This window comes from Pseudomonas botevensis, from assembly GCF_019145475.1.
Classification (GTDB): Bacteria; Pseudomonadota; Gammaproteobacteria; order Pseudomonadales; family Pseudomonadaceae; genus Aquipseudomonas; species Aquipseudomonas botevensis.
In genome coordinates this window covers 167,986-184,801 of record NZ_JAHTKI010000002.1, presented here as the reverse complement: position 1 = coordinate 184,801, position 16,816 = coordinate 167,986, and the positions used below count along the sequence as shown (strand labels likewise).

Below are 16,816 nucleotides of genomic sequence, written 5' to 3'. Positions count from 1 at the left end.
AGACCTGCTGTGCAACGGCCCGCCCTTTGGTGGGCCGTTGTGTTTCAGACACACGATTGGGCTGGCGACCGGCGCGCCGCTCGCGTACAAATTGCGCTTATCGATCACCCGGCTCTAAGGCTGAAAATGCGACTGGCTTTCTCCACATTGATGTTCACTGCCGTAGCCCTGCTGCTGGGTTGCACGGGGGTGAACGCCGCACCACAGCATGCGTTGACCGTTTATGGTGAAGCGCCGAAATACCCGGCCAGCTTCAGCCACTTCGCCTACACCAACCCCCAGGCGCCGAAAGGCGGAACGATGCGTCGCTCGGCCGTCGAGATCGGCCATTTCGATCACATCCTGCCTTATATAGACAAAGGCATCGGCGTCACCCAGATCGACGGCATGGTGTACTCGCCGCTGGCCCAGCGCTCGCTGGACGAACCCTACACCGTCTACGGCCTGGTGGCAGAGAAAATGGAGCGCTCGGATGATGGTCTGTCGCTGCGTTTCTTCATCAACCCAAAGGCTCGCTTCGCTGACGGCAAGCCGATCACCGCCGAAGACGTGCGCTACACCTACGATTTGCTGATGACCCAGGGCAGTCTGCGCTATCGCACCCAGTTCGCCGACGTCAAAGATGTCGAGGTCGAAGCGCCTCTGACGATCCGTTTCGACTTCAAGAGCAACGAAAACCGCACCCTGCCGCTGGACATCGCCACCCTGCCGGTCTTTCCCGAACATTGGTGGAAGACCCGCGATTTCGCCGGTGGCGGCGGTTACGAGGCGCCGCTGGGCAGCGGCCCGTATCGGGTCGGCAAGGTCGACTCCGGACGCAGCATCACCTTTGAACGCAATCCCGACTGGTGGGGCAAGGACCTGCCGGTGAGCCGTGGCCTGTACAACTTCGATCATTTCAGCATCGAATACTTCGGCGATACCGACGTCGCCCGCCAGGTGCTGCGTGGCGGTGCCTATGATTACAACCGCGAGTTTTCCGCCACGGGCTATTCCATTGGCTACGACAGCCCGGCCCTGAGCGACGGGCGCCTGCAAAAGGCGCACTTGGCCACCGAGGCGCCGCAATCGGCCCAGGGCTTTGTGTTCAACCTGCAAAAACCGATGTTCCAGGACCGCCGGGTACGTCAGGCCCTGGCCATGCTCTGGGATTTCGAATGGAGCAACCGGCAAATGATGCGCAATATGTACATCCGCCAGCAGAGCTACTTTTCCAACAGTGATCTGGCCGCCAACGCAGTGCCGGATGCTGCCGAGCTGAAAATTCTCGAACCCCTGCGCGGGCAGATTCCCGATGAAGTTTTCACCCAGGTGTTCGAAGCGCCGAAAACCGATGGCAGCGGGCTGATCCGCGACAAGCAGTTGCAGGCGCTGGAGTTGCTGGAGCAGGCCGGCTGGAAACCGGACGGTGACCAACTGGTCAACGCCCAGGGCGAGCCGTTGAGTTTCACCTTTCTGGTCAGCCAGAACGGCATGGATCGTCTGTTGCTGCCCTACAAGCGCACCCTGAAACAGATCGGCATCGACCTGAACATTCGCCGCATCGACTCCTCGCAGTACGTCAATCGCCTGATGAGCCGCGACTACGACATGATCGTCACCGGCTATCCGGTCACCACCTCGCCCGGCGGCGAGCTGCTGAACTACTTTGGCTCGGCCTCGGCCAACGATCCCGGCGCCAACAACTACATAGTGTTGAAGAATCCGGCGGTCGACACCTTGATCAACGGCCTGATCCGCGCCTCGACCCAGCCCGACATGCTGCGTTACGCCCATGCGCTGGACCGGGTGCTGCAATGGAACTACTACTGGATTCCCAATTACTACCCACCGGGAACCTCCACCGTCTGGTGGAACCGGTTCGGCATGCCCGCCGTACAAGCCAGCAATGACGAAGCGATCGAGAGCTGGTGGGAAATCAGCAGCACACCGCTGACCAACCAGCAGATGACGGCCGAGAAAATCAGCCGTGGCAGACCCGGAGGGCCGCATTGATGTGGGCTTACATACTGCGGCGCCTGCTGCTGATCATTCCGACGCTGGTGATCATCCTGCTGGTCAATTTCGTGATCATCCAGGCCGCGCCTGGCGGCCCGGTGGAACAAGCCATCGCCCATTTGCAGGGCATTGGCGGCGCCAGCGTCGGAGGCGGCTCCGGCGAAACCATGAGCGGAACCTCCCGCGCCAGCCGAGGCCTCGATCCGCAACTGATCAAGGACATCGAAAAACAGTACGGCTTCGACAAACCGGCCCACGAACGCCTGTGGCTGATGCTCAAGAATTACGCGCAGCTGGACTTCGGCAAGAGCTTCTTCCGTGGCGCGACGGTCACCGACCTGATCCTGCAGAAAATGCCGGTGACCATTTCCCTCGGACTCTGGGCCACGCTGATTACCTACCTGGTGTCGATCCCGCTGGGCATCCGCAAGGCGGTACACCACGGCAGCCATTTCGATATCTGGAGCAGCACCGCGATCATCATCGGCTACGCGATGCCGGCGTTCCTGTTCGCGATGTTCCTGATCGTGGTGTTTGCCGGCGGCACGTCGCTGAACTGGTTTCCGGTGCGCGGACTCGTCTCGGACAACTTCGAATCGCTGTCGACCCTGGGCAAGATCGCCGACTATTTCTGGCATCTGGTACTCCCCGTCACGGCGCTGGTGATCGGCGGTTTCGCCACCCTCACCATCCTCACCAAGAACTCGTTCCTCAATGAAATCACGCGCCAGTACGTGGTCACCGCCAGGGCCAAGGGTCTGAGCGAGCGCCGGGTGCTGTACGGCCATGTATTCCGCAACGCGATGTTGCTGGTGGTGTCGGGGATTCCCCAGGCGTTCATCAGCGTGTTCTTCGCCGGCTCCCTGTTGATCGAAGTGATCTTCTCCCTCGATGGCCTCGGGCGCATGAGCTACGAAGCCGCCGTGTCCCGGGACTACCCGGTGGTGTTCGGTTCGCTGTTCATCTTCACCCTGTTCGGCCTGCTGATAAAACTGATCGGCGACCTGTGCTACACCCTCGTCGACCCGCGTATCGACTTCGCCGCGAGGAATGCCTGATGTTCAAGCTCTCGCCTCTGGGGCGTCGTCGTTTCCAGCGTTTCAAGAAAAACCGCCGGGGCTGGTGGTCGCTGTGGCTGTTTATCGGCCTGTTCCTGCTCACGCTCGGTGGCGAGCTGATCGCCAACGACAAACCGCTGATCGTCAGTTATCAGGGCCAATGGTATTTCCCGGTGTTCAAGCGTCACACCGAACAGGAGTTCGGCGGACAACTGCCGTTCCAGGCCGATTACCGCAGCGACTACGTGCAAAGCCTGATCCGCAAGGATGGCGGCTGGCTGCTGTTCCCGCCGATTCCGTTCAGTGACGACACGCCAAACTATGACCTCAACAAACCGGCGCCGAGCCCGCCATCGGCCGTCAACTGGCTGGGCACCGACGATCAGGCGCGAGATGTGCTGGCGCGGGTGATTTTCGGCGCACGGGTGTCGATTCTGTTCGCCCTGATGCTGACCTTCGTCAGCGCGCTGATCGGTATCGCTGCCGGTGCGCTGCAAGGCTATTACGGCGGCTGGGTCGACCTGCTCGGTCAACGCCTGCTCGAGGTCTGGTCGGGATTGCCGGTGTTGTACCTGCTGATCATTCTCTCCGGGTTCGTCGAGCCGAATTTCTGGTGGCTGCTGGGAATCATGGCGCTGTTTTCCTGGCTGGCGCTGGTGGACGTGGTACGGGCCGAGTTTCTGCGCGGGCGCAATCTGGAGTACGTCAAAGCCGCACGGGCGTTGGGCCTGACCGACCGCAAGGTGATCTTCCGGCACATTCTGCCCAACGCGATGAACGCGACATTGAGTTATCTGCCGTTCATTCTGACCGGCGCGATTTCCACCCTCACGGCCCTCGATTTTCTCGGTTTCGGCATGCCGGCCGGCAGTGCGTCGCTGGGTGAGCTGATCGGCCAGGGCAAACAGAACCTGCAGGCGCCATGGCTGGGGCTGACGGCGTTCTTCACCCTGGCACTGATTCTTTCTTTATTGGTATTCATTGGCGAAGCGTTGCGTGACGCCTTCGATCCACGTTCCTGAGGCGGAGGCCGACATGAGTGAAAACCTGATCGAAATCCGCGAACTGAGCGTCGCCTTCCACGGCCAGACCGTCGTGCGCGACCTGTGCCTGGACATCCGCCCCGGCGAGTGTCTGGCGCTGGTTGGCGAGTCGGGTTCGGGCAAATCGGTGACTGCCCACTCGATCCTGCAACTGCTTCCCGAAACCGAGGCCCTGACCACCGGCAGCATCCGCTATCGCGGTCAGGAACTGGTCGGCGCCGACGCCAAGACCCTGCGTGAGCTGCGCGGCAACCGCATCGCGATGATCTTCCAGGAGCCGATGACCTCACTCAATCCGCTGCACACCATCGAGAAGCAGATCGGTGAAACCCTGCTGTTGCACCGGGGCCTGGGTGGCAAGGCTGCGCAGCGACGCATTCTTGAACTGCTTGAGCTGGTGGGCATCCAGAAACCCCAGGAACGCCTCAAGGCCTACCCGCATCAACTGTCCGGCGGCCAGCGGCAACGGGTGATGATCGCCATGGCCCTGGCCTGCGAGCCGGAACTGCTGATCGCCGACGAGCCGACCACCGCCCTCGATGTCACCGTGCAGCGCAAGATTCTGCTGCTGCTCAAATCCCTGCAACAGCGCCTGGGCATGTCGCTGCTGCTGATCAGCCACGACCTCAATCTGGTGCGCAGCATCGCGCAGCGGGTGTGCGTGATGAAGACCGGGCAAATCGTCGAGCAGGCGCCGTGCGAAACCCTGTTCACCGCACCGCAGCATCCTTACAGCTGCGTGCTGCTCAACGCCGAGCCGGAAGGCGAAGCGCTGCCTCGGGACGAGCGCGAGAATGTGCTGGAAGTCGATAATCTGCGAGTCGACTTTCCGGTCGGCGGCGGCTTGTTCCAGCGCAAGAAATACCTGCGCGCAGTGGACGGCATCAGTCTGAATATCCAGCGCGGCAAGACGCTGGGCATCGTCGGCGAGTCGGGTTCCGGCAAGTCGACGCTGGGTCAGGCGATTCTGCGGCTGCTCGACTCCGAGGGCGGCATCCGCTTTCAGGGCGAAGCCCTCGATGGCCTCAACCAGAAGCAACTACGGCCATGGCGGCGGCAGATGCAGGTGGTGTTTCAGGACCCGTTCGGCAGCCTCAGCCCGAGAATGTCGGTGGCGCAGATCATCAGCGAAGGCATGGAGGTGCATTGCCAGACCAGCGCTGGCGAGTGCGACGCCGAGGTGATCCGGGTACTCAAGGAAGTCGGTCTCGATCCGGACAGCCGCCACCGCTACCCCCACGAGTTCTCCGGTGGCCAGCGCCAGCGCATCGCCATCGCCCGGGCACTGGTGCTGAAACCGGCGCTGATCCTGCTCGACGAACCGACCTCGGCACTGGATCGCACAGTGCAAAAGCAAGTCGTCGCCCTGCTCCGCCAGCTTCAGGAAAAACACGGCCTGACCTACCTGTTCATCAGCCACGACCTCGCCGTGGTGCGCGCGCTGGCCCATGACATGATCGTGATCAAGGACGGCAAAGTGGTCGAACGCGGCGCCAGTCACGACGTATTCGACTCGCCCCAGCATCCGTACACCAAAGAGCTGTTGGCAGCGGCACATCCGGGCTAGACCCTCCCAGACAACTAAAACCCTGGATTCCCCCGCCCATGAACACCACCGAAAACCTCAAGGACTACCAACGGGTTCGCACCCTGGCGATCCGCTCGCTGTTCGAGATCATCGAGCAATCGAGCGAGGGCACGGTGATCGTCGACCGCGACGCCAACATCGTCTGGATGAACGAGCGTTACGCCCGGCGTTTCGGCCTGGAGTCGGCGGCCGGCGCCATCGGCAAGCCCTGCGAAAGCGTGATCCCCGGCAGCCTGCTGCGCGAAGTGGTACGCACCGGACGGCCGATCCTGCTGGACATGCAGGACACGCCCAAGGAGCCGCTGGTGGTGATGCGCCTGCCGATCCACGACAACGCGGGCGCGGTGATCGGCGCCATCGGCTTTGCCCTGTTCGACGAATTGCGCACGCTGTCGCCGATGCTCAAGCGTTACCTGAGCATGCAGGAAGAACTGGCCTCGACCCGCTCGCTGCTACGGGCGCGGCAGACCAAATACAATTTCGCGCACTTCATCGGCACCAGTGCCGCGAGCCTCGAAGTCAAACGCCGCGCCCGTCGCAGTGCCAGCGCCGATTCGCCGGTGCTGCTGCTCGGCGAGACCGGCTCCGGCAAGGAATTGCTGGCCCAGGCCATTCATGGTGCTTCGCCACGGGCGCACAAGGCTTTCGTCAGCATCAACAGCGCGGCGATTCCTGAAGCCCTGCTCGAAGCGGAGTTCTTCGGCACCGCCCCCGGCGCGTTCACCGGCGCCGACCGCAAGGGCCGCACCGGCAAATTGCAGATCGCCCAGGGCGGTACGCTGTTTCTCGACGAAATCGGCGACATGCCATTGCCGCTGCAAAGCAAGCTGCTGCGGGTGTTGCAGGAGAAGGAGTTCGAACCGGTCGGCTCCAACGAAGTGATCCAGAGTGATGTGCGGGTGATCGCGGCGACTTCGACGGATCTGCAGGCGGCAATCAAGCGCGGCGAGTTCCGCGCTGACCTGTATTACCGCCTCAACGTCCTGCCGATCCATGTCCCGCCCCTGCGCGAACGACTGGACGACCTGCCCGCCCTCAGCGAAGCGATCCTTGAGGAATTGCGCAGCCAGCATGAATTGAACCGCGAGGCGCTGGAACTGCTCGGGCAGCATGCCTGGCCGGGCAATATCCGCGAACTGCGCAACGTGCTGGAGCGGGCGGCGTTGCTCAGCGATGACCTGATGCTCACCCAGGCTGACATCCGTGCGGCGATCGGGACTTTCACGCCGGTGGAGCGCCCCGCCGAACCCGTGCTAGAGCCGGTTACCGGGGAAACATTCAGCCAGGCCCGAGAGCGCTTCGACCGACAATTGATTCAGGCCACTCTGGCGCAATGCGGAGGGAAAGTGATCGAAGCGGCGGCGCGTCTGGGGCTGGGGCGTTCGACGCTGTACAAGAAAATGGTCGCCCTGGGAATTGCCGAGTCTCAATAAAGAGACTTGAGTCTCCAAATAAAGAAATATCAAAAAATTCGCGGGCAAGCCCAATCCTATGGCTTGATCCTGGTCTTCCTGTGGGAGCGGGCTTGCCCGCGAAGAGGCCCTCAGCGCCAACAAAGTCTCATAACAGAGACAAAATCTTTAAAGACCCTGCAATAGAAACAAAAAATTTCCTTATATTTCAACAACTTGATCTTATGGCACAAATCTGGCTATAGCCCCTTCCTACAACGTTTCACCCCACAAAAATAACAATCGGAAGGAGCACTCAATGAGTGTGATCATCGCCCTGGCAGCGCTCGCGCTGCTGATGCTCGCCGCCTATCGTGGCTACAGCGTTATCCTCTTTGCCCCCATCGCCGCCCTCGGCGCTGTCCTGCTGACCGATCCTTCCGCCGTGGCGCCTGCGTTTACCGGGGTGTTCATGGAGAAAATGGTCGGCTTCATCAAACTGTACTTTCCGGTGTTCCTGCTCGGCGCAGTGTTCGGCAAACTGATCGAACTGTCGGGTTTCTCGCGCTCGATCGTTGCCGCCGCGATTCGCCTGCTCGGCACCCGTCAGGCGATGCTGGTGATCGTGCTGGTCTGCGCCCTGCTGACCTACGGCGGCGTATCGCTGTTCGTGGTGGTGTTCGCGGTGTATCCGTTCGCTGCCGAAATGTTCCGCCAGAGCAACATCCCCAAGCGCCTGATCCCGGCGACCATCGCCCTCGGCGCGTTCTCCTTCACCATGGACGCCCTGCCCGGCACCCCGCAGATCCAGAACATCATTCCCAGCACGTTTTTCAACACCACCGCATGGGCCGCGCCATGGCTCGGCGTGATCGGCACGATTTTCGTCTTCTGCGCCGGGATGCTGTTCCTTCAGCGTCAGCGCAACAAGGCGCAACGCGCCGGCGAAGGGTATGGCACCGAACTGCGCAACGAACCGGAAACCGCTGCCGACCTGAAACTGCCGAACCCGTGGATCGCCCTTTCGCCGTTGCTGGCGGTGGGCATCATGAACCTGTTGTTCACCCAATGGATTCCGCAGTGGTACGGCAAGACCCACAGCCTCGCGCTGCCAGGCATGGCCACACCGGTCACCACTGAAATCGCCAAGCTCACGGCAATCTGGGCGGTGCAGGCGGCACTGTTGGTGGGCATCCTGATGGTGCTGGCGTTCGGCTTCCAGGCGATTCGCAGCAAGCTTGCCGAAGGCAGCAAAAGTGCGGTCAGCGGCGCGTTGCTGGCGGCAATGAACACCGCCTCGGAATACGGCTTTGGTGCGGTCATCGCTTCGCTGCCGGGGTTTCTGGTGCTGGCCGATTGGCTCAAGAGCATTCCCAATCCGCTGGTCAATGAAGCGATCACCGTTACCCTGCTGGCCGGCATCACCGGTTCGGCGTCGGGCGGCATGAGCATTGCCCTGGCGGCGATGTCCGAGCAATTCATCAACGCCGCCCACGCCGCGAACATTCCTCTGGAAGTCCTGCACCGGGTCGCCGCGATGGCCAGTGGCGGCATGGATACTCTGCCGCACAACGGCGCGGTGATCACCCTGCTGGCAGTCACCGGCCTGACTCACCGCGAGGCCTACAAGGACATTTTCTGTATTACGCTGATCAAGACCCTGGCGGTTTTCGTGGTGATCGGCACTTTCTACGCCACTGGCATTGTGTGAGGTATTCATGACGACTCTTTCGGGCAAGACCGCACTGGTCACCGGTTCCACCAGCGGCATCGGCCTGGGCATCGCGCTGACACTGGCAAAAGCCGGGGCCAACCTGATCCTCAACGGTTTCGGCGACGCGTCCAAAGTCATCGCCGAAGTCGCGCAGTTCGGTGGCAAGGTCGGCCACCATCCGGCCGACGTCAGCGACCCGGCACAGATCGCCGACATGATCGCTTACGCCGAACGTGAGTTCGGTGGCGTGGACATTCTGGTCAACAATGCCGGGATCCAGCATGTGGCGGCGGTGGAGGAATTTCCGGTGGAGCGCTGGGACTCGATCATCGCGATCAACCTGTCCTCGGTGTTCCACAGCACGCGCCTGAGCCTGCCGGGCATGCGCGACAAGGGTTGGGGGCGGATCGTCAACATTGCCTCGGTGCATGGCCAGGTCGGCTCGACCGGCAAGGCTGCCTACGTCGCGGCCAAGCATGGGGTGATCGGCCTGACCAAAGTGGTCGGCCTGGAAACCGCCACCAGCAACGTCACCTGTAACGCGATCTGCCCGGGCTGGGTGCTGACGCCGCTGGTGCAGAAACAGATCGATGATCGCGCAGCCAACGGCGTCGATCCGCAGCAGGCGCAACACGATCTGCTGGCCGAGAAGCAGCCGTCGCTGGAGTTCGTGACCCCGGCACATCTGGGCGAACTGGTGCTGTTCCTGTGCAGCGAGGCCGGCAGCCAGGTGCGTGGCGCGGCGTGGAATATTGATGGTGGGTGGCTGGCCCAGTAATCCGGGTCGTGCTGCCCTCTGGTTGGAGTGGGCTTGCCCAGGACAGTCGCTCCCGCCAGGAATACTGCTTTCGTGCATCAAACCGATAAGAAGAGGCAAACCATGTCCGACATCCTCTGGCAACCCGATGCCAACCGTATTGCCCGGTCCCGCATGGACACCTTTCGGCGCTTCGTCAATGAACGGCATTCGCTGAATCTCAGCGACTACGCGTCCCTGCACCAATGGAGTGTCGAGCAGCGTCCGGACTTCTGGCAGGCCATCGTCGATTTCTTCGACATCCAGTTTCACGCCCAACCCGAAGCCGTCCTGCGTGAAGGCGCGCAAATGCCCAGCGCCGAATGGTTTCCCGGTGCGACGCTGAACTTTGCTGAACACCTGCTGCGTAGGCGTGACGACGCAATCGCGGTGATTGCCATCGCGGAAAACGGCCAGCGTGAATTGCTGACCTGGGCCGATCTTGCCCATCACGTCGCCGGACTCCAGGCCAGCCTGCAAGCGGCCGGCGTAGGTCTTGGTGACCGTGTGGCAGCGTGCATGCCCAACACCTGGCAAACCCTGGTGGCGATGCTCGCCACCACCAGTCTGGGCGCCGTCTGGTCGTGTTCGTCACCAGACTTCGGCACCCACGGGGTGATCGACCGCTTCGGCCAGATCGAACCGAAAGTGCTGATTACCTGCGCCGGTTATCGTTACGCCGGCAAGGAGATCGACCAACGCACCAAGATCAACGAAATCCTCGAACAACTGCCGTCACTGCAACAGTTGATCGTCGTGCCCTACGCCCAGCCGTCGACCAGCGTGGAGGACTATCACACCGAAGCCGACGTGGCGCTGTGGGACGAGTTCTACCAGCCGGGCGGCGAACCCCGTTTTGTCGCCGTACCCTTCAATCATCCGCTGTACGTGCTGTATTCCAGCGGCACCACCGGCGTGCCCAAGTGCATCGTCCACAGTGCTGGCGGCGCGTTGTTGCAGCACGCCAAGGAACACGGGCTGCACGTCGACCTGGGTCCCGGCGATCGCTTGTTCTACTACACCACGTGCGGCTGGATGATGTGGAACTGGCTGGTGTCGGCGCTGGCGGTGGGCAGCGCGGTGGTGCTGTACGACGGTTCGCCGTTTCACCCGGATAACCAGCGCCTGCTGGAGTTGCTCGAAGACGAGCGAGTCAGCGTGTTCGGCACCAGCCCGAAATTTCTCGCGACCCTGGAAAGCAGCGGCATCAAGCCCCGGCAAAGCCATGACCTGAGCAGCCTGAAAACCCTGCTCTGCACCGGCTCGGCTTTGTCGCCGCAGAGCTACGACTTCGTTTATCGCGACTTCAAGCCCGACGTTTGCCTGGCGTCGATGTCTGGCGGCACCGACATCATTTCCTGTTTCGTCAACGGCAATCCGATGTTGCCGGTGCGCCGTGGCGAAATGATGGGCAAGAGTCTGGGAATGGCGGTCGAGGTGTGGAACAACGCGGGCCAACCGGTGATCGGCGAAAAAGGTGAGCTGGTGTGTACCCGGCACTTTCCAGCCATGCCGATCGGTCTGTGGAACGATGCGGACGGCGAAAAACTGCGCAAATCCTATTTCAGCCTGTTCCCCGGCGTCTGGGCGCAGGGTGATTACGCGGAACAATTGCCCCACGGTGGCATGCTGATCCACGGGCGCTCCGACGCCGTCCTCAACCCCGGTGGCGTGCGCATCGGCACGGCGGAAATCTATCGCCAGGTGGAAAAAGTCCCGCAGGTGCTGGACAGCGTTGCCATCGGCCAGCAATGGCAGGACGACGTGCGTGTGGTGCTGTTCGTGCGCCTCAAGGACGGCGTGACGCTGGAGCAGGCACTCGAACAGCAGATCCGCCAGGTGATCCGGGCCAACACCACGCCACGCCATGTGCCGGCGAAAATCGTTGCGGTCACCGACATCCCGCGCACCATCAGCGGCAAAGTGGTGGAGCTGGCGGTGCGCAACGTGGTGCACGGCGATCCGGTGAAAAACACCGACGCCCTGGCCAATCCCGAAGCGCTGGAGCAGTTTCGCGACCGGCCGGAGCTGGCGGACTGAACCACGACGCCCGGCCGCCAATGGTCGGGCGTCGTGGTTAACCCAAGGCTCAAGCCTTGTTCAGTTTCACCAGCACCGGTTGCGTGATCGAGTCGTCGCCCTGCGCTTGAACAGCGGCCGTCATGACCGACATGTTCTCCAGATACGTTGCCTTGTCGGTGTACAACTGGCTCAGCAGCGACGCCGTCAGTGCCAGGGAATCGGCGTTTTCAAAAGCCTTCGAGACGGCATGATAGCCAGCCTCGCGATCTTCATCGGAAACCGGCAGGCAACCGCGCGCCAGATTCAGCAGCGGCGCGACATCCAGCACTTGCCCGGTCGCGCTCAAAGCGGTTTCTCGCGCGTAACTCACATCGACGGTGTTCGCCGCGCCATGGAACATCTCGTGGATCAGGTCGTCGGCAATCACCTCATGATTGAAGCCACTCTTGACGAAATGCCGGTTCAGATTCTGTGAGTGGATCTCGATGAATGGCGTATCCGCTGCGCCGCTGTCTTTCCAGATCTTGTAAGCCGTCATGTCGAAGGCCGCGAGGTTGTCGCTGTCCTTGTACGGGTCGAGGACGTAATTACTGAGCGAGCTGCCGGCAAAATCGGTGCGCACCGCCTTCAGGTATTTCAGCATGCGATCCAGCGCGTCCAGCGGCGCCTTACCCAGCAACATCCGGAACACCAACGCCCGCTCGTTGGCGAAGTCGCGGAGCGTCAGAGCGTGGATCGCATTCTCGATCTTCAGTTGCGCTCGCGGCAGGCTTCGGGAAATGAAATGGCGGGTGTAGCTCTCGGGCAGGGTCTTGAACGACTGGCTGCGCTGCGCCGGCCGCTGATAACTGAAGCCGCTGAGTTTCTGCCCCCACGGCCTGCCGCGTCGGTCCAGGGCATACCACTGGAAATCCTGGCGCGCGGCGACCACCGACAGCGTATCGCCCACAGCGCCCTGCGGTCGCCAGCTCCCCTGCCCGACCGTGACGTTCGCGCTCGCCCGTAGCGCGTTCTGCGACGCCTGCCCCGCCCGCGTCTTGCCCAACTGGGTTTTCGCCTGGGCAATCAGTTGCTGGGCCTGCTTGCCGAGCCGCAGCCCGCTCTTTTGCAGGAGTTTTGCGAAACCGCTCAACACCGCAGGTACGTCATCCAGCGGATTGAACAGGGACAGGCTGGTGCCCACCATGACCGCCGCCACGCGCGCGCCCTTGGCGCCCAGTGATATCGACTTGCTCGAAATACTCGCAGTCTTGGCGGCGGCCCCGGCGAACGTGCCCACCAGCGCGATTGTGTCCATGGCACAGCCGTAGACGCCATCGATGACCCGGTTGTACTCGCCGGAACCAATGTCCTCGATGCATTTCTTGAACGGTACGGCCAGGTCCACCAGATACGTCGCAGTAAGCTCGCCCTTCTGTCGCTCGATTTCCAGAGCGGTAGGCTGCAGGGCGATGGCTTCAAGTTCATCGAAAGTGACCAGCGAGCGCCACTTACCAATGAACTCCGCGAGCTGCACCACCTGCGGATCGGAGAAATTGCGATAGACGCTCTGCGCAAGCCGCGAGAACGCCGCCGGGGCCGGCAACACCGCGAGTTTCTCGATGATTGCCATGCTGCTGGTGGCTTCACCGATACCCTGGGTGTAACGCTTGAGATCGAGCGGCACGCGCTCCTTGGGCGTCGCCCGGCGCTGGGCCTTGAGATCGCCCTTGTACTCCATTCTGGAGGCGGCTTTCATCTTTCCGCTTTCGACGATGAACTTGCCCAGTGCCGGGTTCAGCCGCACCTCGCCGCGCAAGGTGAACACTTCATAGCAGATGAGTCGATCGCGGGAGGAAAAACACATCACCACGCCGTAACGCCCCGTCGCGGCATCCCGGCCCTCCTGGTTTTCCACTTTGTCATTGAGGGTGATCGGGCCTACCGGCGTCTTGCGAATAAACTCAGCCGTATCGCGCACGGTGAACAGGCTGATTTCGCTTTTCAGCAACGACTCCAGATCGGCTTTCGGCAATTGCGCAAGGGCCAGGCGCAATTGAACGATCAAGGAACGGTCGAGCTTTTCCAGATACTCAGCCAGTTGGCGCCGAAACTCGAGGCTGACCGGTTTCAACTCGAGCAATCGAGGGAAGCGCTCATAAACACTCACGACCGAAGGATCGCGACTCGGACGTGGCTGATGGGTGACGGAGCCGAGCAGATCCGTGGGGCGGTTGAACGGGTGTACATCGCGAAAGTCCCATTCACCACCAGCCAGGTCCCCCGACACGTGCAGATCGAGCATGGACATTGCGGTTGGCGAGGCATACAGCCCCGGTCGCTGGAACAGCAGCGCATCCTCGACAAAATCACAGCCCGGCGCGAGCCGCTGCAAAGCCGCGCGCGCAATGACTCTACGATCGGGCAGCGGCGTGGCGAAGGCATGCGTGATACCGGCGTAGCTGTCGGTGTAGTGCTGATAGGCGGAAATCGCGCGCTCGGTGGCGGCTTTTTTGTCCTGCTGCAACTCTTCTGCGGTGATCACGGCGTTCATCAGCGCCCAGTCGACGATCGGGTCGATCAGCGCCAGTGCGTGCAATCGCTCCTGCGCCGGTGACACCGGTTCCAGCGCCGCGTAGGCCATGACTTGCGAATACGTCATGGCACTGGCGGCACCCCGGCTGGCGGCATCCACCAACGCGACCCCACGGCACAATGCGACCCAGTCAAGCGAGCCCATCAGCACGGAGGACGGTATTTGCCTGACCAGAAATTCCGGCGCGATATCGGCCAGTAGCAGATGTGCCGCCAGGGGCTGGGCCGGCGACGACACCCACTGATTGCTCAGCAGGTGACTTTGCAGGCCTTCAAGGGCAATGAACGACGGTCGCTCGACGAAAGCCGGGGCATACAGGGCAAAGCTGCCGATGGCTTTCCGGTCGGTGTTTTTGCCAATGAACGGATTCAGATCCAGCAGAATCGCCGTCAGCAGGACCTGCCCCAAATCCTGCCCGGACAGGTTTTGCCCGGCCTCCACGCCATACCAGTTCAATAACTCGATGTATTTCCAGGCGTAGCCCTGCGACACCGGATGACGCAGCAACTTGCCAATCTGCTCGGCGGCATTGTCATGGGTGGCCGATGACAACCCGACCTGCTCGTACAGCACATCCAGCAGACGTTTGTCGGACGCAACCAGTTGCGCCGTTACTTGCCGAACCGCCTGATATTGCGCGGTCGTCAATACAACTTGCGAAGCATCATCGGCAACCAGTTGCGCCCAGTAATGACTCAACGAATCCGCCACCGGAATATCAAAGTCGAGAAAGTCGATGAGATTCTTTATTTGTACCGAATTTTTCGGAACATCCAGATCATGAAATGTCAGCCACTGTTCAACCGAAACGAAATCTTCATAGTGAATATATCCGCCCGCCTGTTTTGCTATATCTCCGACTCTCGCCTGTGAGTCGGCCAGTTCAGGGATGAAGCGGAATCGGTCCCGGTCTTCCACCACGCGCCAATCCAGAGTTTCCTGATCGAGCATTTCGATCTTCGCCTCCCCCGTGATTCGGATGTAATAGAGGGACTTGGGCTTGTGGTCGCGGATTGTTTCAAACACCAGCGTGTGCTTGAGCATCTGGTTCCAGATGACCCGACCGGGCATGAAGACTTCGTGCAGCGACGAGGTTTCCTGCAACTTCACTTCATAACCCTGCCAACTGACACTGTCCGCCCCCTCCTGTTCTACAAGGGCATCCTTCAGTTGCTGCAATATCTGTAACCGTTCGGCTATATCGGCCTGTTCCCGAGCGGATTGTTCCTGATGAGCGATTGAAGCTATTCGATAAAACCTGTTTGTTATTTCGGAGCACATAAAACCAACCTGTCAATTGAATTTGCCAAACTATTCAGCGGCGGCCAGATTACTTCCCACAACCGAACTGGCCAGCAGAATTCAATGAGCTGGTTTTTCCATCAATTTGAAATAAATAAAACAACTAATCCATCAAGCCCCATTTACCGGAAGATGAATCCGGTACTGCATCGGTCTCGCCCGTCAGTTTCATGCGCAACTTCAGGTTATTGACCGAGTCGGCATGTTTCAGCGCTTCGTCTTCGCTGATGACACCCTCGGACACCAACTCGAACAACGCCGTATCAAAGGTCTTCATGCCCAACTGCGCGGACTTTTCCATGATGCCCTTGAGTTCGCCCAACTCATTGCGCCGGATCAGGTCACCGATGGTCGGCGTCCCGAGCATCACTTCCACTGCCGCACGCCGCTGACCATCGAGGGTCCGCACCAGGCGCTGCGAGACAATCGCCTTCAGATGATTGCCAAGCGCTTGCAGCAGTTGTGGCCGCCGCTCTTCGGGAAACAGGTTGATGACCCGATCCAGCGCCTGATTGGCGTTGTTGGCGTGCAGGCTGGACAGCACCAGATGCCCGGTTTCGGCGAAGGCCAATGCATGCTCCATGGTTTCGCGGTCGCGGATCTCGCCGATCAGCACCACGTCCGGCGCCTGGCGCAGGGTGTTTTTCAAGGCGGCGTGGAAACTGCGGGTGTCCACCCCCACTTCCCGTTGATTGATGATCGATTTCTTGTGCCGGTGAATGTATTCCACCGGGTCTTCAATGGTGATGATGTGCCCGCTGCTATGGCGGTTGCGATGATCAATCAACGCCGCCAGCGAGGTCGATTTGCCGGAGTCGGTGGCGCCGACGAACAGGATCAGCCCCTGTTTGAGCATGACCGTCTCCAGCAGCACCGCCGGCAATTTGAGGTCTTCGAAACGCGGAATGTCGAGTTTGACGTTGCGAATCACCATCGACACATCGTTGCGCTGTTTGAAGATGTTCAGGCGGAAGCGACCGATGCCCGTACGCGAAATGGCCAGGTTCATTTCCAGGTCCCGGTCGAACTCTCGGCGCTGCTCGGCGTCCATCAGGGAGTTTGCAATCGCGGCCACTTCGCCGGGTTTGAAGGGCCGCTCGCTCAAGGGTGTCAGCACGCCATCGATCCGCGCACAGGGCGGCGCACCGGTGGACAGGAACAGATCGGAGCCATGCTGGCTGGACAGGCGTACCAATAACGCATCGATTTCCATGGCAAAAAGCACCCACGAGGTTTTCAATGAACAGAATCGGCCCGGTGCAGTGACGCAATGGGCCATGCAGCGTCTACCGCCTTGTAACCATAGTAGACGCCGCCTCACCGACCGAT

10 protein-coding genes are annotated in these 16,816 nt (G+C 61.0%); 8 read left to right on the top strand and 2 right to left on the bottom strand.

The window, feature by feature from the left end; all coding sequences use genetic code 11:
* Positions 1–126: 126 nt before the first annotated feature.
* From KVQ74_RS04440 to KVQ74_RS04405, 8 genes are all read left to right on the top strand, one after another.
* Positions 127–1,995 carry an extracellular solute-binding protein gene (locus KVQ74_RS04440; RefSeq protein WP_217829786.1) on the top strand — a complete coding sequence of 623 codons (1,869 nt, stop codon included), beginning with the start codon at positions 127–129 and terminating at the stop codon, positions 1,993–1,995.
* Positions 1,995–3,056: a microcin C ABC transporter permease YejB gene (locus KVQ74_RS04435; protein WP_217829785.1), complete on the top strand. Its 1,062-nt coding sequence runs from the start codon at positions 1,995–1,997 to the stop codon at positions 3,054–3,056. The genes KVQ74_RS04440 and KVQ74_RS04435 overlap by 1 nt, the downstream gene beginning before the upstream one ends.
* The gene (locus KVQ74_RS04430; RefSeq protein WP_217829784.1) at positions 3,056–4,078 is read left to right on the top strand and encodes an ABC transporter permease; all 1,023 of its coding nucleotides are present in this window, start codon (positions 3,056–3,058) and stop codon (positions 4,076–4,078) included. The genes KVQ74_RS04435 and KVQ74_RS04430 overlap by 1 nt, the downstream gene beginning before the upstream one ends.
* A gap of 13 nt (positions 4,079–4,091) precedes the next feature.
* Complete coding sequence (locus tag KVQ74_RS04425; protein ID WP_217829783.1) at positions 4,092–5,666, top strand: ABC transporter ATP-binding protein; 1,575 nt, start codon at positions 4,092–4,094, stop codon at positions 5,664–5,666.
* A gap of 38 nt (positions 5,667–5,704) precedes the next feature.
* Positions 5,705–7,120, top strand: coding sequence for a sigma-54 interaction domain-containing protein (locus KVQ74_RS04420; RefSeq protein WP_217829782.1), 1,416 nt, complete (start codon positions 5,705–5,707; stop codon positions 7,118–7,120).
* 277 nt (positions 7,121–7,397) lie between these two features.
* The gene (locus KVQ74_RS04415; RefSeq protein WP_217829781.1) at positions 7,398–8,789 is read left to right on the top strand and encodes a GntP family permease; all 1,392 of its coding nucleotides are present in this window, start codon (positions 7,398–7,400) and stop codon (positions 8,787–8,789) included.
* A 7-nt stretch (positions 8,790–8,796) separates the two neighbouring features.
* Positions 8,797–9,570, top strand: coding sequence for a 3-hydroxybutyrate dehydrogenase (gene hbdH / locus KVQ74_RS04410; protein ID WP_217829780.1), 774 nt, complete (start codon positions 8,797–8,799; stop codon positions 9,568–9,570).
* Positions 9,571–9,672: 102 nt separating this feature from the next.
* Positions 9,673–11,628, top strand: a complete 1,956-nt coding sequence (locus KVQ74_RS04405) for an acetoacetate--CoA ligase (RefSeq protein WP_217829779.1) — start codon at positions 9,673–9,675, stop codon at positions 11,626–11,628.
* A gap of 49 nt (positions 11,629–11,677) precedes the next feature.
* Here KVQ74_RS04405 and KVQ74_RS04400 read toward each other — a convergent pair whose 3' ends face one another.
* Together KVQ74_RS04400 and KVQ74_RS04395 are read right to left on the bottom strand one after the other, a co-directional pair.
* Positions 11,678–15,364, bottom strand: coding sequence for a hypothetical protein (locus KVQ74_RS04400; protein WP_217829778.1), 3,687 nt, complete (start codon positions 15,362–15,364; stop codon positions 11,678–11,680).
* Positions 15,365–15,590: 226 nt separating this feature from the next.
* Positions 15,591–16,700, bottom strand: coding sequence for a PilT/PilU family type 4a pilus ATPase (locus KVQ74_RS04395; RefSeq protein ID WP_217829777.1), 1,110 nt, complete (start codon positions 16,698–16,700; stop codon positions 15,591–15,593).
* Positions 16,701–16,816 lie beyond the last annotated feature (116 nt).